Below are 23369 nucleotides of genomic sequence, written 5' to 3'. Positions count from 1 at the left end.
GGCGGCAGTGCCGGTGCGGGCGTACATGGCTGGTGTCAGCCGCCGGTCGCGGCGTTCACGGCACGCACCGCGGCGTCGGAGGAACTGCGCAGCGCCTCGTAGATGTCCTTCGTCAGGCCGGCGTGGAGTTCGAACTCGTCGCGTTCCAGTGCGTCGAACAGCTCGGCGACCGCATCGGAGGCAGACACCTTCTGCTCGGAGATCACAGCGGCCGAGAAGGGCGAGTCGACGAGCGGGGCCATGAATTCGAAAACACTGACCGGCGAACCGTCGCGTTCGAGCTGGAGCCGGACCGACTGCGTCAGAGAGTGCAGTGCCGCTTTGGTGGCACTGTAGGTCGGGTTGGTGATGTCCGGAGCGAAGGCGACCCCGGAGGTGGTGACGATCAGCGCCGGGTCGGCCTGCCGCCGCAGCAGCGGAACGAAACCGTCGATGAGCCGGACCGCCGAAAGGTAGTTCGTGCGCATCTCGACTTCCGCGTGGGCGGGAGCGTCCTCCATGCCGAACAGCTTGTAGGTGTGGGTCACCCCGGCATTGAGCAGCACCGTGTCGAGGTCGGGGTGTTCCGCCACGACGGACTTCACCAGGCGCGCGACCTGCTCCTCGTTGGAGATGTCGCCGGGGAACGCGATGGCGCCCGGAAGTCGCGCTGCCTCGGTGCGCAGGCGGTCCGCGTTGCGCGCGACCATGATGACGCGGCTGCCCAGGTCGCTGAATCTCTTGGCGGCTTCCAGCCCCATGCCGGTGCCGGCGCCGGTGATCAGCACCTTCCGTCCTGTCGTCTTCATTCTTGTTCAGCTTCCTTGTCGTTGGATCCGCTCTGCGCCCTGACGGGGGCCGGCCGGTATGTGGCACCGGCACTGTCAGTCGCGACGGGCAGGAGGGTCAGCGTGCGAAGCGGCGCCGTCAGGAGCGGCATGACGCGCTGCACGGTGCCGTTACCGAGCACGAGGTCCTCGTGCCGCTGAGCGTCCGTGGCGCCGGCCCAGGTTTCGATCACGTAGAGGTCCAGGGGATGGTCCTGGTCGGCGAAGACGTCGTAGGTGAGGTGGCCGTACTCGGCCACGACCGACCCCTCGATCGCTCGCAGCTCGTCGAGCAGCCCCCTGGCGGCCGCATCGTCGACGGCGGTGAACCGGGTGACGAGACACACCGGATCAGGGCCCGGCACGGCCTGGCCCCGCTCCCGCCCCGTCTGCACGGTGTGACCCGCGTGTCCGACGGTGCTGTCTGCTGACGCGCTCACTGTGTTTCTCCTTGTCGTCGCGGTGGGGACATCTCCACGATGGCCCCGCCAATCCATGCGCACAAGCGATCGTTTTTCATCGCAAGCATGCGATCTGCGCATGGCAATGCCTGGAGGCCGAGTTCCGGGACGGGTGGCCGCGCGGGTCTCTGCGGCCGGTAGGAGAGCGCCGGTGCTGTTCGAGGCGACAGTGGGGTGGCTGCGCGAAGGGCGAATGCCGGCGCCCGGCGTGAGGCCACTCGCTCAACCGGCGGCCCCGGTGCGGAAGGGGAAGGAACCAACGGCGGCGGCACAGCCTCTACGGGGTCAGGACCATGCCGAGCGCGCGGTTGCGCCGCATGCCGTTCCGGGGGGCACGTCCACGACATCGTGCGTGTACAGCCCGCCGACCGCGCGGTGGGAGAAAATCGCCTCGCCTTACTGGTGCCGCGGCTGGACCAGCGCCGGACAGCCGGTCCCATGGCTCGCGGCCCGGTTCCCGGCCATGCCGGGGCGAGGTCTCGACGCCGCCACACCAACCGGTTCATGCCCTACCAGTCCACCCATCGAGCCAGGGCACCGAAAAGCAGGTCACCGAAATGCCTCGGCTCTCGCGCCATACCGCCGCAGGACCGATACGTGCGGATATGATTTGGTAAGGACGTGAAAAGGCAGTCACTGAACTGGGAGCTGGGATATGAGCACGTATCTGATCAACCACCTGCGCATCCCCGGTGGCATCCCCAACGAGGCGGGCCTGTCCTATCTTGAGCAGGTAGAGGAGACAGCGAAGCCGTTCGGCGGAAGATGGCTCGCCAATGGCGAAGCCACCGTCGTGGAAGGCACCTGGCCCGGGTCGGTCGTCCTGATGGAGTTCCCCGACCGCTCCGCCGCGGAACGGTGGTACGACTCACCCGGTTACCGGCGTATCCGACCGCTGCGCGTCAACAACTCCATCTCCGACATGGTGTTGATCGACAGCCTCCCTCAGGGATACACCGTCCGTGGTTTCGCCCAGCAGATCCGGGGAGCGGTCAAGGAAGACCCGTCCTCCGGGACCGCATAGCACTCTGGGTCAAAGCGCTGTGGTGAACTGGTTGCGTCTTGCCTCATGGGACCGATGGACCACCTGCGAGAGGCATCGTCAGAGGCGCGGCCACGGCTCGGTCGGCGTCCCGACTTCCCCGGTCCTGGGGAAGGAGCAACTCCTGAGGGCGAACGCTGCCGCGCGTCCGGCCAGATGACGATGACGGGCGGCGCGGAGTTCGGGGCCCCCTGTTGCCACCGGTGTCGAGATGGTGGCGCTCACGATCGAAGCCCGACGACCAGGGTGGCCGCGGTGAGGTATCGAGGAGCGGCCCGGCTCGTTTCCGCCCGTTCGCCCTGCCCGATCCCAGGGCGCGCCCACTCACCCTCCTGGCGGTCACGCCCGAGGTGGGAAGCGGCGGTCGGCAGCGCCACGTGGGGCCTGTGAGCCGGATATGCATCCGGCCCCCTCACCGTTGTGCTGTGGGGGGGCCGGAGTTGGTAGCGGGGACAGGATTTGAACCTGCGACCTCTGGGTTATGAGCCCAGCGAGCTACCGAGCTGCTCCACCCCGCGTCGGTAATGCTCACTGTACGGCATCCCGGGGCCGCCCCCGCGCACGTCGGCAAAGGTGCAGTCTCGTAGGCACAACAGGGGGAGAACCTGCTCGGCCCGAGCGGGGCCTCCCCTGCCTCGGACTCCACGATGCCTCGCTCATCGCCCAGATCGCCCGTTCTGCGCGGTGTGGCAACGGAGTTGAGCGTCGGTGCGAGACCACCCGGCGGCTGCAGGAAGCCGTCCTACGTCCCGAGGTGGTCCGGCCCCGGCCCTTCGACTGGCGGTCATGCCGACGCCTGTATGCGCCCAGGTTCCGTCTCGCCGGCATGCGGGGAGTGGGGATCTGCGGATCTTCGCGTCGTCCTCGCCCGCAGGGGGACTCCGGAGAGGCGCGTCCACTACGACACCGGACCGCGTGCGAGTCCGGGAACTTGCCCGGTCTTGCCCGGTCCGGATGCGCCACCGAGATCGAGCCGCGCCATCGCTACGTACCCGCCGAACGGTGCTGCTTCTTTGTGTTGCAACGGCTCCCGGGACCCCAGCCCACGCTCCCGCTACCACTCCCGCACCCACCCGACGACGGAGGAGGGGCCGGGGCCCGCCGGTCGCTCACCGTGTCACTGACCATTCGCTGGTGCCGGGGCACAACTCTCCCCGGGCCAGCGCGTATCGGTCAGCTCCGCCGCTCGAACCCACAGGTCCGTCGCGAGCTGCTGTTGGCGCGCGAGGCGAGGGACCCGGGCGGGCCGGGGCGCGCCGACAGCCTCGAAGTTGCGGGACGGGCCGAAGTAGTCACCGGACAGGGCGTCCACATCGGTGGCAGCCCGCAGCACAGGCAGGGCGCCCTGGTCGGCCCCCTGGTGCAGGCCGGGAAGGCGCATCACGAGTGTCGTGGCGTTGACGGGCCGCTTCGTCGTGTCCTTGCCGAAGCGATTGCCGGTCACCTGGAGGTTCGTGGTGCACGAACCGGGATGTGCGGCGGTGCTTGTGACACCCCAGGACCCGAGGGTGCTCCTGCGGCCCAGCTCGAAGGCGAACAGCAACGCGGCAAGCTTGGACTGCCCGTATGCCCGCATTCCCGAGTAGCGGCGCTCCCCTTGCAGGTCGTCCAGATCAAGCCGGGTCGTGGGGAAGTTCACGGCCAGGCTTCCGATGTTCACGACGCGGGCGCCCCGGGGCGACGCGCGAAGTATCCCGAGGAGCCCACCCGTCAGGGCGAAGTGACCCAGGAAGTTGGTCGCCAACTGGAGTTCGAAGCCGTCGACGGACAACTGCCGTCGGGGTACGCCCATAATGCCGGCGTTGTTGACCAGAATGTCCACCTGAGTGCCGGCCTCGGTGAGCCGTGCCGTGAACTCGCGCACCGACGCAAGGGAGGACACGTCCAGATGTTCCTGCGCCACGGCGGCGCCGGGTACCGCAGCGCGGATGGCCTCAACGCAGACCCGGCCCTTCTCCCGGTTACGGACGGCAAGGACCACCCGGCTGCCCGCCCGGGCCAGTTGCTTCGCGACCTCAAATCCGACGCCGCTGCTCCCTCCGGTCACGATCGCCGTGTATCCCCTGCGGTCAGGCATCGTCCATGTGTGGTGCTCACTCACTCTGCTCTGCTTTCTGTGCGGTGGAATGGTGTGTCCAGGGCGCGACGGGCACGGGTGCCGCCCCATCGCGGCCGGCCTCAGCCGACCCGGCTGCGGGCGGCCGGGCGAGGAGCCCGCAGCCGCGAGCCCTCGCTACGTCCGGCTGTCGGCGCCCGGGCCTTCCGAGTTCCACTGCACGAGGAACCGCAAGGCTTCCTCGGACGGAGAGCCGGGGACCGCGCTGTAGCTGACCAGGGACAGGCCCGGGCTCCCCTCAACGGAGAACACCTGGGCGTCCAGCGTCAGAGGTCCGGCGAGCGGGTGGTGGTACGTCTTACGGCGCAGTTTCGGGCTGCTGACCGACTGGGCCGCCCACCAATCACGGAATCGGGTGTCCCGGACGCACAGCTCGCCCACGAGTGCCTGGAGTGCGGCGTCATCCGGGCTCCGTCCGGCCTCCATACGGAGGGCGGCGACGGACTCCTTCGCCATGGGCTCCCAGCCCGCACCGAACAGGGACTGATAGGCGGGATCCAGAAAGGCGAGTGTCACCAGGTTGCACCGGGCTCTTGGCAGCGCCTCGAAGTCGACAAGCAGCCACGTCGCGGCCTTGTTCCAGGCAAGTACGTCCATACGGCGGTTGAGGACCAGGGCAGGCAGCGCGGTGAGCCCCTCAAGCAGCCGCCGGACGTTGTCCGGCACACGGTCCTCTTCCGCGACGGATCGATCAGCCGGCGACACGATGACGTCGGCCACCGCGAACAGGTACCGCCGCTCGTCCGCGCCCAGCTCCAGTGCGTCCGCCAGCGACGTGAGGACCGCCCGGGAGACACGCCGTTTGCGTCCCTGTTCGATACGGACGACATAGTCGACGCTGACGTGCGCGAGCTCAGCCAGCTCCTCGCGCCGGAGCCCCGGCACTCTCCTCACCCTGCCGTCGTCGAGCATTCCCAGCCGCACCGGATCGGCCCGGCCTCGCAAGGCGCGCAAGAAGTCGCCCAGGGCGCGGTCCCCCTGCCGCGCCGGGGCTGCTGTACGAGTTCCCGCCTGCCCCGGACCTGCCACTGCGGCGGTTTCGTCCGAATTCGTTCGCCTCATACCCTCAAGGATGCGGTGCGTGGTCCCGGACGCGCCTGGTACCCCTGGTCCCAGGCGGAGCGAAGATCTGGGCGACAAAGCCTGGAGGCTTCGCTCAGGGTTTCGCGGGTCGGATGTCAGGCTCTGCCGACACCCTGCAGCTGTGGCACGAGGTCCTGCCTGGTGGATATCGAGGCGGTCAACCATGTCCGGCCCTCCTCGGTCATGCTCTCCGACGCCGGGGCGAGCGCCGCCGGACCGACCCGCCGCTCCGGGCCAGGTCGACCTGCCCAGCCTCACACGGTCACGGCAGGCATCGGGCGGTGCTGTGACGCCGTCGTCGCGGGCTCACCCTCCCCTGGAGTTCAGGTGTCGACGAGGGACATGCCGACCGGATCCCAGTGCTCGGACGCGCAAGCTTCGCTCCCTGTGCTTGCTGCAGCTGAAACCCGCCTGCGTGTCCGGCGGACAACGACGCGGACAGGCAAGCACGAGAAGCCAGCCGCGTAGGCGGACGGCAGTGCGAGCACCATCGATGGTGCTGACGGCGTGGGTGCCGAGACGGACAGGCCCGCCGCGTGCCGTGCCCTGCCGGGTGGCCGACAGAGCAGTGTGCCATCGGACGAAGACGATGCCCTCCAGGGCGACCGGAGCCTGCGGTCGCCCGGGTGCCGGTCTCCACCATGTTCGGATCATCGTCTTCCGTGGAGGGAGGATCACTGTCACCCTGGTTGGCGTTGAGACCATCCAGAAGGATTTCAGGGGGAGTTCATGAAGTACAGCGTGATAGCCGCGGCGGTGGCCACCGCCGGTGCTCTGCTGGCCTGCTCGGCCACCAGTGCGGTTGCGGCACCTGACCGACCGGTCGGAAACAGGCACGCGACGGTCGACCTGGGCCGGCCGGCCGTCGCCGCTGCCATGCCCGCACAGGCGGCCGCACCCGCCACGTACAACAGCGCCTGCGGTTCCGGTTACAGCGTGATCGACACGTTGCCGATCACGACACTCGGCCACGTGTACCTGACCTACAACGCGTCCACCGGCTACAACTGTGTGGTCACCGTCCGCAACACCTCCGGCAGCGCGGTCCCCATGAACGCCTGGATCTCGCGTTCCGACGCGACAACCGACACGATCGACAAGGGGAACTTCCAGACGTACGCGGGGCCGGTCTACGTCCACGCGGCGGGCACCTGCATCGACTGGGGAGGCCTGATCAACGGGTACAGCGCGTTCCGAGAGCACGTCCACTGCGGGTAGCCGAGGGTTCGGGCCGAGGCGGTGGGGAGCACCTTCCGTCGGCGCTCGCGCCGCGGCTGCTGTGATGGCTGACGTCGCGCGGACGGGTCATCGACGCTTTCGGGACTGCCCCGGGCACAGCGCCCGATCCGCGCCCGGGGCGGTGGACGTCTCGTGTCCTGAGCGTGACCGGCTCAGGCGTACTGACCGGCGGACCCGCCAGGTTGAGGACACGGCCGGCACATGGCGGGCTCTCGCGCGTGGCGCGTCCGCGGTAGGCAGTGCGGCCGGTCCCCAGCACCGCAGCACACGGACGTTGACGGTCCCCCGCCTGGTATGAGGGGAGGGCCGGCGCGGGCTGTGGTGCGGGCTGGAGGGCCGGTTGCTGATGTCTGCCTCAGCAGGTCGTCGTAACGCCGGCCCACCGCCGACCCCCTGCGTGTAGACCTGGAACCTTCGGCGACCCACCGCAGGGGCCGGCCGTCAACCAGGACACGCCCGGCCGGACGCGGACGGCTCGTCCCGGGCGGGGGTACGTCACGGTAGGGCGTGACGCTGTTGATCGTTCCGTAGCGATGTGCCGGTCCACACCGACCCGGAGGCTCTCACTCGCTCAGGATTCATCCGCTCCGATCGCCGAACCGACCTCGGTGAACGGCGCACCCGACCGGCTCCGTACCCAGTGCGACGGACCCGTCCGTGGTGGTCCTGCGGCGTACCGGCCCGCCCACCGGACCACCGGCGAAGCCGTGGGGCCGACTTGCTCGGGATACGGCTCAGGAGCCGGTGACTCCATGCTCTTGTCATGCTGCGCGCAAGGTGATTACAGTAAGCGACCGCTCAAGTGGTTGAAGGTGGGCATCCGGTCGGCCCGTGGGCCGACGACGACATGAGGCGGACGTGTGTGGTCACCCGCTCCGGCGATTCGGCGGCCGCCGCTTCCTCCCGCGAACCCGATCGCGCCGCCGCACGGCTACGCCGGGTCCCGTCGGCACCTTCTGATCGCCTGCCCGACCGGCCCCCACCGCACGGCCGTTGATGCCGCAGCCGAGCGTGATCCCGCTCCGTGGAGCGGCAGCGGGCCACCGCCACCGCCACCGGGTGACATCGTGTCACGGGTCCCGGCCAACTCTCCGGGCGGCGCCGCGGCACCGCCCCATCAGAACCCGACGCGCCGCCGGCCTCTTGGCCATCGCACGTCACGACACAGCTCAAGGAGCAACTTCGGTGAAACGGCTATGGCGTCCACTCCTCGCGATGGTGATGGCGCTCGGCACGCTGACCGCCGCACCCGTCGCTATGGGCGCGGAAAGACAGGCGGCGGCACCCACACGTGCCGCCGCCACCGACGACGCGACGGTCGTCCCGATCCAGGTGACCGGCGACCCCTCGAACCGCTGGAACCTCGTCGTTCTCGGTGACGGCTACACCGCCGCGGAGATGCCCACGTTCCTCGACCAGGTCGACAAGCAACTGAACGTGCTCTGGGGGCTCCAGCCGTACAAGAGCTACCGGAACTACATCAACGTCTACGCGGTGGAGACACCGTCCCAGGAATCGGGCATCAGCTGCGATCCTGAGCTGACGTCGCCGGTGCGCACGACGCCGCTGAGCATGAAGTTGTGGAGCGGCTGCTCCAAGACCGGCATCCAGCGACTGTTGGTGATGGACGACGGCGCCGCGAAGAAGTACGCGGCCCTCGCGCCCAAGGCGGACCAGATCCTCGCACTCGCGAACAGCGACACCTATGGCGGTGCGGGAGGCTCCTACGCCACGGCGACGGGTGGCAACGCCATGTCCGCGCTGATCGCTCCGCATGAACTCGGGCACTCCGCCGGTGGTCTCCAGGACGAGTACGACTACTACACGCGGGGCGTGACGAGCGGGACGTACACCGGTGGGGAGCCCGATTCGGTGCACCACACGCTCCTGACCGAGCAGCAGATGCTCGACCAGAAGGCCAAGTGGTGGCGCTGGCTCGGGGAGAAGAGCGAATCCGGCGGCACCATAGGCCGGTTCGAGGGCGGCATGTACTACACCGAGGGGGTCTGGCGGCCGAGTCAGCACTCCATGATGAAGACCCTCGGGTACTACATGGACCAGGTGAGCCGGGAGCAGATGACCGCCGCCCTCTCGGGCGCTGTCGACCTCATCGAGGACTCGACACCGACGGACGGCCCGGTCGGCCCCACGGACGAAGTGTGGATCGACACCGTTCATCCGGTCCACGAGGATCTCGACGCCACGTGGAGTGTCAACGGCAAGGTCGTCCGCGGAACCGGCAACGCGCGCAGTGTCAACGTACGGGACCTGCACGCGCGACCGGGTGACACGATCAGTGTGAAGGTGGTCGACGACACGGACTTCGTCCGTGATCCCGCCCTGCGCGACAGCAGCAGGATGACCGCCACACGCGAGTGGACGGTCGGAACAGCCTCCGGCCCGGCAGGGCAGGACGGCGCTCCGACGATCAGCCTGGCGACGCCCGACACCCAGCCGGTCGGCGCGACCGACGTCCTGTGGGTCGACCCCGGCCACCCGCGCGACCACGCACTCGATGTGACCTGGCGCCTCGACGGCCGTGTCGTGGGCCACTCGACGAGCCTCCACCTCGCGAGCCTCGGGCTCAACAGGGGTACCCACCGCGTCCAGGTCGGTGTGAGCGATCCCCACAACCGCACGTCGCCGGTGGCCACCAAGCAGTGGACCGTCGACGACACTCCGGCGACCACGGATTACACCGTGTCGGACCCGGTCAGTGTCTCCAAGAACAGCGACGGTACGCCGCACTACACCGTCACGGACTCCTTCAGCCTGGCGCTGACGGCCCATGACGACCAGCAGGGTGCGCTGTTCTCCGAGTTCCGGGTCGACGGCGACGGCTGGTTCCACTACTTCGGCTGGCCCACCGACAGTTCGAAGCCGTTCCTCTTCACGCCCACGGGCACGAACGTCGACGATCTGATCTACGGAAACCTCGGGAGCGGCGGCTTGTCCACGTCGCCGTTCGCCGAACGTTCCCCCGGATACGGCACGCACCAGATCGAGTACCGCTCCGTCGACGCCGCCGGCAACGTCGCACCGGCGAAGAAGTTCACCGTCACGGTCCTGCCCAAGGACCCGCCCGCGCCCGGCGCGATCCCCGTCACGTCGAACGCGGTGACCCGCTGCGTCAAGGACGAGACGCGCATCGAGGTGTCCGCCCAGAACCGGTCGCAGGACCGTGCATCTCTGACGGTGCAGACGGCGTACGGCTCGAAGACCTTCAAGAATGTCCGGGCCGGCGGCAAGGTGACCGCGGTCTTCCGCACCGGCGAGCCGACCACCGAAACGGGCAGCGTGACCGTGACCGCGCACGCGACGGTAAAGGGCCCCCACGGTTCGGGGAAGCAGAACGTGGACGCCACCTACCAGGTCCCCTACAACCGGTTCGCCTGCTACGAGTGATCGGCGCCAGGGGCAGGGGGGTGGTCCGTCCCCGAACCCCCGGATGCGCCGCGTCAACGCGAGGGCAGGCACGAACCTGAGCCCTCGCCCGTCGCGGACCTCCACCAGAGGTGGGCACCGCCCCTTCGTCCTGCGCCTCGCATTCCCCTGAGGCCGGGCGGAGGGCGGCCCCCGCGGGCAGGAGCTGGGAAAATCGGTGCTGTCACGGACGGTTCCCGCGCAAGGAGTTCGGGGGCGCCTCCACCGCCGGCACCCCGGTCCGGCTCCCTCGGCCGCGCGTGCGGTGCGGGCCGGCGCGGCGTGTGCCGCTACTCCTCCGCCCGCTTGCCTTCTCCGCACCGCTTGAACGATCGGAGCTTCCGGGCTGGTCGCGCATGTGAGAAGCCCCGGACCGCAACGCGGGTCCGGGGCTTCTCACATGACCTCACACGTGCTCTCGCACCAGGTCGAGGAGCGAGAGCACCTGCGGGGGCCGGAGCTGCGTCAGCGGTTCACACAGGCGTTGCCGGCGGCCGGGTTCAGCAATCCGATGACGTTGATGCTGTTGCCACAGACGTTGACCGGCACGTGGACCGGGACCTGGATGACGTTGCCGGAAAGCAGACCCGGCGAGCCAATCGCCGCGGCCTGGGCGTTGGCGCCGTGGCCTTCGCCCCCGTGGCCGTCGGCGGCTGCGGCTCCCGCGCCACCGAGGACGGTGACAGCAGCCAGTGATGCGGCGACGCAAGCAGTCCGGATACGCATGTTGGTCCTCATTTCGTTCGAGGTCGAGCGGATGAGGATGAAGTCCCCTTGGCCCCGGGCCGTTAGTCGGACAGCATAGAAAATCACCCAAGGAGCTCATAAACTAGATCGAATTATATTAATTATGCCTGCTATTTTTCGTAACTCCTCGGATCAGACCTCTATCCGGCGCCACACCCCGCAGGCGGGGCAGATGCCCGTGCCCGCCCCTCCGGCAGGTGAAGGTCCCCTTTACCGTTAGCGGACAGCTTCTTGTGTCGTCAGGAGTGCCGACCACGGCCTTGCCGTACGCCCATGGCACGCGCCTCACGCATCCCGGCAGGCCCGCCGACCGGGTAGCCGTCATGCGTGTGCGCTCACCCTCAGCCCTGCCCCTCCGGTCGACGTGGCCGCGCTCCACCGCCGGACGTCGACCCGAGCACGACCCGGCGCCTCCGGGCCGGGGCCCGGGGACCGGCGCGCACCGGGGACGGGCGGTGCCGCACCGGTCCCGCGGCGGATCCCAGAGGGCAGGCTCGGCCCCTGATGCGATGTGCCTGCGCAGATCAGACGCGGACCGGTGTCAACGTCCGGACGATCTCCTCCATCCTGGACCTGGCGTCACCGAAGAGCATCCGCGAGTTCTCCCGGTAGAAGAGCGGGTTGGGGACGCCCGCATATCCGGTCGCCATCGACCGTTTGAAGACGAGGACGTTCTGGGCCTCCCACACCCGTAGCACCGGCATGCCCGCGATCGGGCTGCTCGGGTCCTCCGTAGCAGCCGGATTGACCGTGTCGTTGGCCCCGATGACGAGGACGACGTCGGTGTTGACGAAGTCGTCGTTGATCTCGTCCATCTCCAGCACGATGTCGTAGGGGACCTTGGCCTCGGCAAGGAGCACGTTCATGTGGCCCGGCAGCCGGCCCGCGACCGGGTGGATGCCGAAGCGCACCTCGGCGCCCCGCTCACGCAGACCGCGTACGAGCTCGGCGACCGGGTACTGCGCCTGTGCCACGGCCATGCCGTAGCCGGGGACGATGACGACGCTGCGGGCGTCGGCCAGCAGATCGGCGGTCTCCTGGACCGTGGTCTCCCGGTGCTCGCCCTGCTCTTGGCCCCCACCGGCCGCGGCCTCGATGCCGAAGCCCCCAGCGATGACGGAGAGGAAGGACCGGTTCATCGCCTGGCACATGATGTACGACAGGTAGGCGCCGCTGGAGCCGACGAGGGCGCCGGTCACGATCAGCAGGTCGTTGTCGAGGAGGAAGCCGGCCGCGGCGGCAGCCCATCCGGAATAGGAGTTGAGCATCGAGACGACGACCGGCATGTCACCGCCGCCGATCGAGGCGACCAGGTGCCAGCCGAGTGCGAGCGCCAGTACGGTGACCGCGATCATCAGCCACAGCGCCGGGTGCACGATGAAGATCACGGTCAGTGCGGCGAACGCCACCAGCGCGCCCACGTTGATCAGATTCTTTCCCGGCAGCATCAGCGGCTTGGAGTCGATTTTTCCGCTGAGCTTGAGGTTGGCCACGATGGAACCGGTGAAGGTGACCGCGCCGATGAAGATCCCGATGAAGACCTCGGCGTGATGGATGTGCAGCAGCGCGCCGTCGAGGCCGCCCCGACCGCCCCTTTCCACCTCCAGGTAGCCGTTCCAGCCGGTGAGGACGGCTGCCAGGCCCACAAAGCTGTGCAGCGCGGCGATGAGTTCCGGCATACCCGTCATCTCGACGACGCGGGCCCGCCACAACCCGATCGCCCCGCCGACCACGATCCCGCCGACCACCAGGTAGATGCCCCAGCCGGGGCTGTCGGAGGCGACCACCCCGATCGTGGCGGCCAGGGCGACGGCCATTCCGACGACGCCGTACAGCCACCCCTTGGCGGAGGTCTCGTGGCGGGAGAGGCCGGCCAGCGACAGAACGAACAGCAGGGCCGCGACGAGATACGCCGCGACGGCGACGGACTGTGACGTCATGTCATTTCCCCCTGCTGAACATGACGAGCATCCTGCGGGTCACCGCGAAGCCGCCGAAGACGTTGATGGAGGCGAGCAGGATCGCGACAGCGGCCAGGATCCGGATCACGGTGTCATGCATGCCGACCTGGAGCAGCGCACCGACCACCACCACTCCGGAGATGGCGTTCGTGACGCTCATCAAAGGAGTGTGCAGGGCGTGCGCCACCCGGCCGATGACGTAGTAACCGATGACGATCGCCAGCACCAGCACCGTGAAGTGCCGCGGGATCGGCTCGGGTGCGAGCGCGTTGACGACGAAGAGGGCTGCGGCGCCGGCGAAGACCAGGCCCAGCCTGACCGCCGGGGACCGCGGTTCGCGCTCCTCCTTCTCGGCCACCGGTTCCGCGCTGTGCACGGGAGCGGCCGAGACCTGTACCGGCGGCGGTGGCCACAGTTTCTCGCCCTCACGGACCACCGTGATGCCGCGCTGCACCACGTCATCGAGATCCAGGACTAGCCGTCCGTCCTTGCCCGGGGTCAGCAGCTTCAGCAGATTGACCAGATTGGTGCCGTACAGCTGGCTCGCCTGCACGGGCAGGCGCCCGGCGAGATCGGTGTAGCCGAGGATGACCACCCCGTTGTCGGTGACCACGCGCTGTCCGGCGAGGCTGCCTTCGACGTTGCCGCCCTGGGCCGCGGCCATGTCGACGATGACGCTTCCCGGCTTCATCGACGCGACGTCCGCGGCGGTGATCAGGCGAGGGGCCGAGCGGCCGGGGATGAGAGCGGTAGTGACGATGATGTCGACGTCGGCGGCCTGCTCCGAGTAGATCTCGGCGGCCCGGCGGTCGTACGTCTCACTGGTGTCCCTGGCGTAGCCGTCACTGGAGCGCTGGGCGCTCTCGTCCACGACCACCGGCAGGTACTGCCCGCCCAGCGAACCGACCTGGTCGGCGACCTCCGGACGAGGATCGGTGGCCCGCACGATCGCGCCGAGTGACGACGCCGCGCCGATGGCGGCGAGGCCCGCGACCCCGGCCCCTGCCACCAGGACCTTCGCCGGCGGCACCTTGCCCGCCGCGGTCACCTGGCCGGTGAAGAAGCGGCCGAACTCGTGGGCCGCCTCGATCACCGCACGGTAACCGGCGATGTTGGCCATCGAGGACAGGACGTCCAGGGACTGCGCCCGGCTGATCCGCGGGACGGCGTCGACCGCGAGGACGGTGACGGGGCGCTGGGCAAGCGCGTCGACCAGCCCGGGGTTGAGAGCCGGCGCTAGCGTCGAGATGAGGGTGGCGCCGTCCTTCGGCCGCGCGACGTCCAGCGGCTCGGGCGCGTTGACGCGCAGGACGACATCCGCGCCCCACGCCTGGTCGGCGGAACCGATCCGTGCCCCGGCGTCCGCGTACGCCTGGTCGGGAAATGAGGACTTGTCGCCCGCCCCCGACTCGATCAGGACGTCGTACCCGAGGCCGATCAGTTGCTTGACGGTCGCGGGGGTCGCGGCGACTCGTGTCTCCCCGGGCGCCTCGCGCGCGACTCCGACGAGCATGGGCGACGCCGCTCTGGGCTCAGCGGTGAGTGGGTCAGTGGTGAGCATGGTCTGCTCCATGGGTGTTCTCGACGATGGTCCGGGTGGTGGCTCGGCCCTGCGCGGCGCTTCCTGGGATCGGCGGCGGCGGACACCTGCGCGCACCGTGACTTGCTGGGTTCGCGTGCCGGTCCGCAGGGCCCAGGACGCGCCGGAACGAAGTGATGGATACGGAACCCGCCGGGCTCCGGGGCGGACAGGCCGGTGGTGCGGCGGCCAGGATCGGGCAGATCGACATCTCGACAATTCAACGCATCCGCATCCCGCGGCCGACCAGCGGATCGCTCCGGCACGATCGCCCTTCAACCGGGCCGGGGAGGCCTGCGGGGCAGTCTGGCACGCCGAGATCGGCCTGGGAACAAGCAACCCAGGAACCCCGGGCCGCCCCAGGCCAAAACCCCTCGTAAGGGCCTGCCTCGGCAGCAGCGCACGCAGGGGCGCCCGCCCGACGGCCGCGTCGGGCCGGTGGCCTCGCGAGTCCGCGGCCAGGTCTGATTCGCTCTCATGCACCGTCGAGGAGAGGCCAGTTGAGGGCTTTCGCCCTGCGACAGCGCCCGTGGCGTGCCGCCCTGAGAGAGACGCGACGGCGCGGGCCCCTTGATTGCGTTGCCGAGCGGGACGGCGCTTCGCTGGCGCGGGACGGTCCCTTCACCGGATCGGCCCGGGTCCCGGGTCGCGCGCGACGACCGACGGGCGACGGGCGACGGGTAGCGGGTAGCGGGTAGCGGGTAGCGGGTAGCGGGAGTCTGCCGATGTGGCCCCTCGGCACGTCGTGCACTGCCCGGCGTTTCCGGGGGCGCGCGGACGTGGCCGCGGGCACGCACAGCGGCGTGGTGTCCGCCGGACGAGACGACCGGGCTCCACGTTCTGGGGAGAATCCGCCGGCCATGGATGGCGAGCCTCCGTGACAAGGGGCAGGTGCCCGAGCGGATAGGCCTGTCCTCCCGCCTTCGCGTCCCGCGCATCGGCTCTCCCAAGCGGTGGCGCCGGGCACCGCGTGCCCCTCCCCCGCCGTGCGCGGGATGCCGATGATGCCGCCGGTCCCGGCCCGTGGCAGGGTCGAAGGGAGGCATGTGCCATCCGGCCGAAACGGCACCGGGCCGAACCGCGTGTCACCCGCGCGTGCCCGGACGGCTGCCCGGCAGGCCGGGCGGGCTCCGCATGGTCGGTCGCGGTTGCGAAACAGTCGCCGGCGGTCCGGAGCGGAGTCGTCCGGTCTCGGCCGTGGTGCTCAAGCGCCACGCCCCACCGGCGCGGGCACGGTGTGCGTACGTCATCCACGAGGAGGCAACGATGAGTGTGTGGTTCGTGACAGGAGCGTCCAGGGGTTTCGGCCAGGAGATCACCCGCGCGGCACTGGCCGCCGGCCATCAGGTCGCGGCCACCGCGCGCAGCGCTGACGCCGTCCGAAGCCGGTTTCCCGACGCCGGCGACGCGCTGCTCGCGGTGCCCCTGGACGTGACCGATCACCACAGCATCGAGGAGGGTGTCGCGGCCGCCGTCGAGCGTTTCGGAAGGATCGACGTTCTGGTCAACAACGCCGGCCGGGGTCTTCTCGCCGCGGTGGAGGAGGCCGACGACACGGCGGTGCGTGCGGTGTACGAGACCAACGTGCTCGGTGTCCTCGCCGTACAGCGGGCTGTGCTGCCGACGCTGCGGCAGCAGCGTTCCGGGCATGTGATCAACATCAGCTCCGTCGGAGGCTTCGCCGGCGGGGCGGGCTGGGGAATCTACGCGTCGACGAAGTTCGCGGTCGAGGGGTTCAGCGAAGCTCTCCACGCCGAGCTGGCGCCCTTGGGTATCCACGTGACGATCGTCGAGCCGGGATATTTCCGGACCGACTTCCTCGACCCGTCGAGCCTGCAGACCGGCGTCCACCTGATCGACGACTACGCGGCGACCTCCGGCGCGGTGCGTGATCGTGTCGCCGACATCAACCATGCCCAGCCCGGCGACCCGGTCAAGGCCGCCCGCGCGATCGTCGACGTGGCCGCCGCCTCCGACCCGCCGCTGCGACTCCAGCTCGGAACGGACACCCTGCAGGTCGTCGACGCCAAACTGGCCAGTGTTCGCAAGGAGATGGACGCTTGGCGCGGCGTTGCCGTCACTACCGACCACGACTGACGATCGGGCCGGGTCCGGCTCCGGCTCCGCGCGGCGGCCGTGCCCCACCGGGGCCCGCCGGGGCTCCAGCTCGCCGGGGCGGGTGGGCAGACAGGGCCGTGTCGACCGCGCGGGCAGACTGCGCGCTGGTGTCCGCGCAGTACGCGTCGCTACCGAGCGAGCCACTTCCCCGGCGGGTGGGCGCGAGGGCTCCTCCACCTTCCGCACAGCACGCCGACCACCTCGTGAGGAGGTCGTGCAGCCCTTCCTCGGTTCAGCCGGCCCTCGGAAGCAGCACTGCACCTCCGTATGCGGGGGAAACGCGGATCAGGGACGAGTCGATACCTCGCGCGAAAGGGCGCACCCCCGCGAACAGGCACCACCACGCCCTCGTGGGTCGGGATCGGCCTTGAGCCGACAATGCGCCCGCGAGCGGGCTCGTGGGCGTGTTCCTGACCGGGCTCCACCCACGGGCTTGGCGCGGGTCTCGGCTTGTTGATCATGGATTGCGCTGTTCGGGGCACACGTCCGTCGAAGCGGGTTCATGACGACGTGGAGGAGGCCCCGTGCTGATGCGGGAGACCAGGACCAGCACCGGCCGCCTCAGAGCGACAGGGTCGATGCCCCGGCCGGTTGTCATCCTCGCCATGGCGGGCGCCCTGCTCGCAGCCGCCGCGCTGTTCTTCGTGTGCTTCGCGCGCTGGGCCGGGGCGCATCCACTCACTGCGGTACTCCTCGCGATACTCGCGGTTCCCATGCTCTACACCTTGTTCCGGGCGATGCCGAGAGCCGGCGAGTTGCGTCGCGCCGCCCGGGCCGGGATGGCGCGGACGGACCGGGAACTCATCGAGCCGGCTCCGCTCGGCGAGGCCTTCGCGCCCTCCCTGGCCGGTGGGGGCGAAGATACGCTCGACCTCGCTCCCGCCACCGCTCAGGACGGCCTCACCGCCGTACTGCCTGCGCCCGCGCCTGCCGTCGACTTCACGGCCCTCGACCCTGACGGCTTCGAGGCGGCCGTCGCAGCGTTGTGCGAACGGGACGGCTGCCACGATGTCGCGGTTGTCGGCGGCGCCGGTGACCTGGGCGCCGACGTCCTCGCCACCGCACCGGACGGCCGGCGCGTCGTCGTGCAGTGCAAGCAGTACGGTCCTGCCCACAAGGTCGGCTCCCAGGATCTCCAGCGCTTCGGCGGCACCTGCTGGTCAGTACACGGAGCCCAGCTCGCTGCCGTCGTAACCACCAGTCAGTTCACCGCACCGGCGCGGGAGTACGCCGCGGAGTGCGGTATCCGCTGCGTGGACGGCGACTCCCTCGCTGCCTGGTCGGAGGGCTCGGGGCCCGCCCCCTGGGGCCCCGCCATGGTGGACGGAGCCTGAGAGGTGGCCGAGGCACGAAGGCCCCTACGGGCTGCGGATCGTAAACGCGATCCCCCGCACTCAGGTCGGCTTCGCCTGAGCCCACCTGCCGGTAAGGGGAGTTGACGTCCCTCTGGAACTCCCTCTGCGGCCTTCCACCACGCCGTCCGCGACGACGATCCGGAGCCTGCGATAAGTTGCCCGCCATGACCGAGGTCGGACCCGTCTCCTGGCCGCCCGCTCCGATCAGGACCGACCGGCTCGTGCTCCGCGCATCCGAGGCCCGGGACCGTGCGGCGTTCGTCGAGTTGCTGGCATCGCCTGAGGTGGGTGCCTACCTGGGCGGCCCTCGACAGCATGCGGAGTTGGAGCGTGCGTTGCCCGGGACGCCCGGCAGGCGCCCCGGGCTTTTCGTGATCGAACTCGACGGGGCGATGATCGGCACCATCGAACTCAACCGGCGCGACGCGGAGCATCGGAGCCATGTCGGTCCCGACGCCGGGGAGGCCGAACTCGGCTACCTGTTCCTGCCCCGGGCGTGGGGACGCGGGTACGCCACCGAGGCGTGCGCGGCGGCTCTCGGCTGGTTCGCCGACGCGCTTCCCGGTGAGCCGGTGGTGCTCTGCACCCATACCGCCAACGGCCGTTCGATGCGCCTCGCGGCGAAACTGGGCTTCACCGAGGTGCGACGGTTCGAGGCTTGGGGCGCCGAACAGTGGTTCGGCGTGTGGTCTCCGGTAACGCCGCCCGCCTGAGCTCGCGCCCGGCAGCCGGAGGTACGCGACCCCTCAGCGCTCGCCGGACCGGGAGGCACCAGTCCACGGCCGGCGTCGTCCCGCGCGACCCCCTGTCGATCGGCCGGGCCCCGCAGGCGCTGGACGACACCGGCCACACCCCTCGGGCCGCCGGCCTAGAACAAGACCGGATCATCGTGCTCCTGCTGCTCCTCTGCCTCGCCGAACAAATCGAGCTGCATGCCCGGATCGGGCAGCGTGACGACGTCCAGCGATCCGGGACAGGAGACCAGCGAACCGGAGCGCTCCCGGCGCACCCCCGGCTCGTCATGCCGGAAGATCCGGCCCATGCCCGGCCGCCCGGACACCGGCGCGGCCGCGATGAGGCGGTTGCAGGAAGGACATTCGACACGCGGCATCATGCCTACCAGTCTCCCCTGCGCCGGCGGCTGCCGTGCGAGGTTCGCCGGCAGGTCCGACCGCACCCGGACGTGCTGACGTGCCCGCAAGCCGGCCGCGGTCCCCCGATCAGGGGGCAGGATGAGAGCTTGCCCATCGCTCTCCCAGGAGTCCCGGCCGGATGAGCGGCCGGATGAGCGTCCGATGGGCCGCGTCGTCGGGTGCCGTGCATCGCAAGGCACCGAAGCGGTCTCGCGGAGCCCAGGGCCGCCAGGCCTCGCGGAGGAGCCTCCGGTCCTTGCCGGCCTGCGCCGCACGTGCCGTCCTCCGATTCGACGCGAGCTCCGCCTCGGACTTCGCGCGGCACGCTCACCCCGTACCTGTCCCACCCCCGTCCGTCGCGTTCGGGACCGGGCACACGGCACCGCATCCGGGCGTTGCGCCACCAGGCGGCCGCTCCCGCCCGTGCACTGCCCCTGCCGCCCGGCGGCACCGGCCCCACGAAACGCGGCACTTGGGCAGCCCCGCTGGATGCGGACAGCGTCGTCCCGAAGCAGCATCACCGGGGCCACCGCACCCCCGGCCACCGACTCACCTCTTGACGGCGACGCCCCCGTACACCGGCACCTCGAAGGCCTTCACCGAACCGACCGCGGCGAGCGCGGGACGCCAGAGGTTGCACGGCACGACGCCGGGCTCCAGCAGCTCCAGGCCGTCGAAGAAGCCCTGTACCTCCGGGCCGGAACGGGCGCGGAGGCTGGTGCCCGACTCGACGAAGGTCTTCTCGACGCCCGCGACGCCGTCGAAGATGTCGCTGGCCAGGTGCGTGATGATCAAGTAACTCCCGGGGGCGAGCGCGTCCATCAGGCGCCGCACGACCGCGTACGGGTCGCCGGGCAGCCAGTGCAGCAGGAGGAGCAGGCTCAGAGCGACGGGTTCGCCGAGATCCAGGGTCTCCCGCAACCCCGGTGCCCGCAGGATCGTGTCAGGATCCCCCGCGTCCGCCTGAAGGTAGGTGGTGCGTCCCTCGGGCGTGCTGGCGTGCAGGGCGCGCGAGTGCGCGAGAACGATCGGGTCGTTGTCCGTGTAGACGACGCGGCTTTCGGGCGCGATCCCCTGCGCCACCTCGTGCACGTTGGGGGAGGTGGGAATCCCGGTACCGACGTCGAAGAACTGCCGGATTCCCGCCTCGGCCGCGATCGTCACCGCACGCCTCATGAAGCCGCGGTTCTCGCGGGCGTCGCGCCCCGCGGTCGGCAGCGCCTCCAGCGTCTTGCGACCCGCCTCCCGGTCGGCGGGGTAATTCGTCTTGCCGCCGAGGACGAAGTCGTAGACCCGCGCCGCGTGGGGGCGATCGGTGTGCAGATCTATCGGCCCCGCCGCCGAAGCGTCCATCCAGCCCGAACCCGGCATTGCGCGCCCTCTCATAGTGGTCGTCAACTCCCGTTCATACCCTAGACGGTGGTGACCACGCGCACCGCACGTCGGATCATGGCGGAGCCACTTGCCACCGGCGAGGTGTTCGGCCGTCCGGCCCGCCACGAGGTACGGCACGACACGGCGTCGAACCGGAGAACGAGGAGGTCGGAGCCTGATTCTGAGCCTCCGCGGGCCGTCTCGGGCGCTCCGGGTGAAAAGGCCTGGGCCGTGCCGCGGCCGTACGGCATGCTGTCATGCATGTTGATCAGGGAAGCCGGCGCGGAGGATTGGCCCGCGATCTGGCCCTTCTTCCATACGATCGTCGCCGCGGGTGAGACCTTCACCTATCCGACGGATCTCGACGAGGACCAAGGCCGGGAATGGTGGCTGCTGTCGGCTCCGAACCGTACGGTCGTCGCGGTGAACGACTCGGGGACGGTCCTCGGGACCGCGAAGATGAATCGCAACCACATGGGCAACGGCTCGCACATCGCGAGCGCCAGTTACATGGTGGACCCGGCTCACACCGGGCAGGGTGTCGGGCGGGCGCTGTGCGCTTACACAGTGGACTGGGCGCGCGCGGCGGGTTATCGCGCGATGCAGTTCAACGCGGTTGTGGAGACCAACGTCCACGCGGTGAAGCTGTACCGGTCGCTCGGCTTCGAGGTCCTGGGCACACTGCCGGAGGGATTCCGGCATCCGACCGCTGGCTATGTCGGACTGCACGTCATGTACCGCTCCCTGTGAACGCCTCTTTTCGAACCTCGGAGCCGGCCCCTGCCCCGATGCGCTGTGCCCGTCCGCAAGCGGACGCGGGCGAAGGTGGGCCGGCGCGGGCGGACGCGGGCCGGCGCGCCACCGGGCGAACCCGCTCAGTTCGGATTCGGTGATGTTCGAGGGCGGGGCCGGGCCTGGTTCCGGGACAACCGCCCGGAGCGGTACGAGCGTTCGCCGCGACTTCCCCGGTGGGCGAAGTGGCGGACCTGGCGAGCGGGCGGGAACCTCCGATGCCAGCGAGGCTCGCGCCGCGATCACGGTGTGCGTGACCGCGACGTCCGTCAGCCGGTCTTGACGGCGAACGGACCACCGTCGCCGAACGCGAGCCGCGCGAAGTTCTCGCCGATGCGGCGGTGTCCCGCGGGATCGGGATGGATCTCGTCGGGCAGCGGCAGTTCGGCGTGGTCCGCCGCGCCGTAGAGGTCGCGGCCGTCGAGGTAGTGCAGATGCGTGTCGTCAGCCGCTCGCTGTCCGACGATCCGGGCGAGTTCACCACGGATGACGTTGAGCGTCAGACGCCCGGCAGCGCGTTCGGCCGGATCGCCCGTGGCCTTGAACCGCAGGGTCCCGCCGTCGAAGTCGGGAGCGAGGGGGCCGGGTGTGTCTTCCTGGACCGGGCACAGGATGGGGGACACGACCAGCAGCGGCGTGCTCGGATGCCCCTCACGGATGGTGTCGAGGAATCCGTGGACAGCGGGACCGAAGGCACGCAGACGCATCGCGTCGCTGTTGACTATATTGATGCCGATCTTGAGGCTGATCAGGTCGGCGGGGGTGTCCCGCATCGCACGGGCGGTGAACGGGTCGAGCAGCGCGCTGCCGCCGAACCCCAGGTTGACCAGCTCCGCTCCGCCCCGGGCCGCTGCCAGGGCCGGCCAGATGGCGGTCGGATGGGCGGCGTTCGAACCGTGACTGATGGAACTGCCGTGGTGCAGCCACACCCTGCGGCCGTGCTCCCCGGCCGGCTCGACCGGGGCGTCGGTGCGCAGGGCGATCAGTTCCGTGATCTCCGTATGCGGAAGCCAGATCTCGATGTCCTTGTCATGCGCCGCCAGGCCGGTGAACCGGGCGGTGCCGGCCGGACCCGCACGCAGTTCGGATGCCTGGCTGATCATGTCGGTGACCGTGCGGACGTTTCCGCCGGTCACCGTGGTCTGGCCGGCGAGCCGGCCGTCGACCAGCAGGTCGTAGACACCGTCCGCCGGGGCCGGAAACCCTTGGTAGACGCGCTTGGTGGGCAGCGTCTCCAGTTCGATGGTGGTGGCCCGGGTGCGGAAGACCAGGCGGACGCCGGAGGGCTGGGCCTCGGCCACGGCGAGTTGGCTGTCGGGGATCTGCTGCCGGGCCCGAGCGGGCAGCCGATGCGGCAGCAGGCCGTGCGCGGTGGTCTCCGCGTCGAGGTAGCCGCGCAGGATGTCCGCGGTGACAGGTGTGGTGATCCAGTCGCGCTCAGTGTTCATTGCCCCAGCCTGTTGATCTTTTTCCGGATGTTCGGGTACGCCGGTTCCCGATGGCCGGTGCTCGGTGCGCCGCTCGGCTCCGGCGATTCGGCCCGCTGCTGGTCAAGGGGCGGCGCGATGGCGCAGCAGGGCGTCGAGCGAATCCACGACCCAGTCCCAGGATTCCTGCGAGTCGACGGCGGTGTGACTGAAGCCTCCGGCCATCTCCAGGCTGACGTAGCCGTGGAAGACGCTGCCCAGCATCCGGACCGCGTGCGTCTGGTCGGGCTCCGTCAGGTCGTAACCGCGCAGGATCGCCCGCGTCATCTGCGCGTGCCGCACCCCGGCGCTGGCCGCGGCCGTCTCGGGATCGAGCCGCAGACGGGCGGCGTCGTAGCGGCCGGGATGCTCCCGGGCATAGTCGCGGTAGGCGTCCGCGAAGGCGGCCAGGGCGTCCTTGCCGGCCCGCCCGGCCAGGGCGGCGGCGACCCGGTCGGCGAGTTCCTCCAGCGCGAACAGCGCGATCCTGGTCCTGAGGTCCTGGGAGTTCTTCAGGTGCGAGTACAGACTCGCGACCTTGACGTCGAATCGGCGGGCCAGCGCCGAGACGGTCACCTGGTCGAAGCCGACCTCGTCGGCCATGTCGGCCCCGGCCCGGGTCAGGCGCTCGGGCGTCAGCCCTGCTCGAACCATGATGTTCCTCCCGTTCGGCG

Annotated in this window: 18 protein-coding genes and 1 tRNA gene; 7 read left to right on the top strand and 12 right to left on the bottom strand. The window is 69.9% G+C overall.

Features of this window, described 5'->3' with window-relative positions:
- Positions 1 to 35 precede the first annotated feature (35 nt).
- Positions 36 to 788 carry an SDR family oxidoreductase gene (locus tag OG310_RS34925; RefSeq protein ID WP_329459859.1) on the bottom strand — a complete coding sequence of 251 codons (753 nt, stop codon included), beginning with the start codon at positions 786 to 788 and terminating at the stop codon, positions 36 to 38.
- Complete coding sequence (locus OG310_RS34920) at positions 785 to 1246, bottom strand: putative quinol monooxygenase (protein ID WP_329459858.1); 462 nt, start codon at positions 1244 to 1246, stop codon at positions 785 to 787. The genes OG310_RS34925 and OG310_RS34920 overlap by 4 nt, the downstream gene beginning before the upstream one ends.
- Before the next feature lie 676 nt (positions 1247 to 1922).
- Here OG310_RS34920 and OG310_RS34915 point away from each other — a divergent pair.
- A complete protein-coding gene (locus OG310_RS34915; RefSeq protein WP_329459857.1) occupies positions 1923 to 2291 on the top strand; it encodes a DUF1330 domain-containing protein in 369 nt (122 codons plus the stop codon).
- Between the two features lie 459 nt (positions 2292 to 2750).
- Here OG310_RS34915 and OG310_RS34910 read toward each other — a convergent pair.
- The 3 genes from OG310_RS34910 to OG310_RS34900 form a co-directional block, all read right to left on the bottom strand.
- Positions 2751 to 2827 (bottom strand) — tRNA-Met (locus tag OG310_RS34910).
- A gap of 599 nt (positions 2828 to 3426) precedes the next feature.
- On the bottom strand, positions 3427 to 4476 hold the full coding sequence (locus OG310_RS34905; RefSeq protein WP_329459856.1) for an SDR family oxidoreductase: 1050 nt from the start codon (positions 4474 to 4476) through the stop codon (positions 3427 to 3429).
- A gap of 66 nt (positions 4477 to 4542) precedes the next feature.
- Positions 4543 to 5454: a helix-turn-helix transcriptional regulator gene (locus tag OG310_RS34900; protein WP_443078923.1), complete on the bottom strand. Its 912-nt coding sequence runs from the start codon at positions 5452 to 5454 to the stop codon at positions 4543 to 4545.
- A gap of 783 nt (positions 5455 to 6237) precedes the next feature.
- Here OG310_RS34900 and OG310_RS34895 point away from each other — a divergent pair.
- Both OG310_RS34895 and OG310_RS34890 read left to right on the top strand, forming a co-directional pair.
- On the top strand, positions 6238 to 6726 hold the full coding sequence (locus OG310_RS34895; protein ID WP_329459855.1) for a spore-associated protein A: 489 nt from the start codon (positions 6238 to 6240) through the stop codon (positions 6724 to 6726).
- A gap of 1206 nt (positions 6727 to 7932) precedes the next feature.
- Entirely contained in the window at positions 7933 to 10152 is a 2220-nt protein-coding gene (locus OG310_RS34890) for a M64 family metallopeptidase (RefSeq protein WP_329459854.1), read from the top strand.
- A 483-nt stretch (positions 10153 to 10635) separates the two neighbouring features.
- Here the strand turns inward: OG310_RS34890 and OG310_RS34885 are convergent, their stop codons facing one another.
- The 3 genes from OG310_RS34885 to OG310_RS34875 form a co-directional block, all read right to left on the bottom strand.
- The gene (locus OG310_RS34885; protein ID WP_329460519.1) at positions 10636 to 10896 is read right to left on the bottom strand and encodes a chaplin; all 261 of its coding nucleotides are present in this window, start codon (positions 10894 to 10896) and stop codon (positions 10636 to 10638) included.
- A 545-nt stretch (positions 10897 to 11441) separates the two neighbouring features.
- A complete protein-coding gene (gene pntB, locus OG310_RS34880; protein ID WP_329459853.1) occupies positions 11442 to 12857 on the bottom strand; it encodes a Re/Si-specific NAD(P)(+) transhydrogenase subunit beta in 1416 nt (471 codons plus the stop codon).
- A gap of 1 nt (position 12858) precedes the next feature.
- On the bottom strand, positions 12859 to 14439 hold the full coding sequence (locus OG310_RS34875; protein WP_329459852.1) for a Re/Si-specific NAD(P)(+) transhydrogenase subunit alpha: 1581 nt from the start codon (positions 14437 to 14439) through the stop codon (positions 12859 to 12861).
- A gap of 1284 nt (positions 14440 to 15723) precedes the next feature.
- Here OG310_RS34875 and OG310_RS34870 point away from each other — a divergent pair.
- The 3 genes from OG310_RS34870 to OG310_RS34860 all read left to right on the top strand — a co-directional run bounded on the left by OG310_RS34870 (position 15724) and on the right by OG310_RS34860 (position 18643).
- Positions 15724 to 16554, top strand: coding sequence for an oxidoreductase (locus tag OG310_RS34870; protein ID WP_329459851.1), 831 nt, complete (start codon positions 15724 to 15726; stop codon positions 16552 to 16554).
- Positions 16555 to 17105: 551 nt separating this feature from the next.
- A complete protein-coding gene (locus tag OG310_RS34865) occupies positions 17106 to 17909 on the top strand; it encodes a restriction endonuclease (RefSeq protein WP_443078806.1) in 804 nt (267 codons plus the stop codon).
- Between the two features lie 185 nt (positions 17910 to 18094).
- Positions 18095 to 18643, top strand: a complete 549-nt coding sequence (locus OG310_RS34860) for a GNAT family N-acetyltransferase (RefSeq protein ID WP_329459850.1) — start codon at positions 18095 to 18097, stop codon at positions 18641 to 18643.
- Positions 18644 to 18798: 155 nt separating this feature from the next.
- Here OG310_RS34860 and OG310_RS34855 read toward each other — a convergent pair whose 3' ends face one another.
- Complete coding sequence (locus tag OG310_RS34855; protein ID WP_329459849.1) at positions 18799 to 19044, bottom strand: hypothetical protein; 246 nt, start codon at positions 19042 to 19044, stop codon at positions 18799 to 18801.
- Between the two features lie 568 nt (positions 19045 to 19612).
- Positions 19613 to 20416 (bottom strand): SAM-dependent methyltransferase, encoded by an 804-nt coding sequence (locus tag OG310_RS34850; protein WP_329459848.1) that lies wholly within the window; start codon positions 20414 to 20416, stop codon positions 19613 to 19615.
- Between the two features lie 282 nt (positions 20417 to 20698).
- Between OG310_RS34850 and OG310_RS34845 the strand changes: the two genes are divergently transcribed.
- On the top strand, positions 20699 to 21187 hold the full coding sequence (locus tag OG310_RS34845; RefSeq protein WP_329459847.1) for a GNAT family N-acetyltransferase: 489 nt from the start codon (positions 20699 to 20701) through the stop codon (positions 21185 to 21187).
- A gap of 311 nt (positions 21188 to 21498) precedes the next feature.
- Here the strand turns inward: OG310_RS34845 and OG310_RS34840 are convergent, their stop codons facing one another.
- Complete coding sequence (locus OG310_RS34840; protein ID WP_329459846.1) at positions 21499 to 22677, bottom strand: GDSL-type esterase/lipase family protein; 1179 nt, start codon at positions 22675 to 22677, stop codon at positions 21499 to 21501.
- A 102-nt stretch (positions 22678 to 22779) separates the two neighbouring features.
- Positions 22780 to 23349 carry a TetR/AcrR family transcriptional regulator gene (locus OG310_RS34835; RefSeq protein WP_329459845.1) on the bottom strand — a complete coding sequence of 190 codons (570 nt, stop codon included), beginning with the start codon at positions 23347 to 23349 and terminating at the stop codon, positions 22780 to 22782.
- Positions 23350 to 23369: the final 20 nt, after the last annotated feature.

The organism is Streptomyces sp. NBC_01497, assembly GCF_036250695.1.
Lineage (GTDB): Bacteria > Actinomycetota > Actinomycetes > Streptomycetales > Streptomycetaceae > Streptomyces.
The sequence above is the reverse complement of the archived record's forward strand: the minus strand, read 5'-3'. Positions and strand labels throughout refer to the sequence as shown.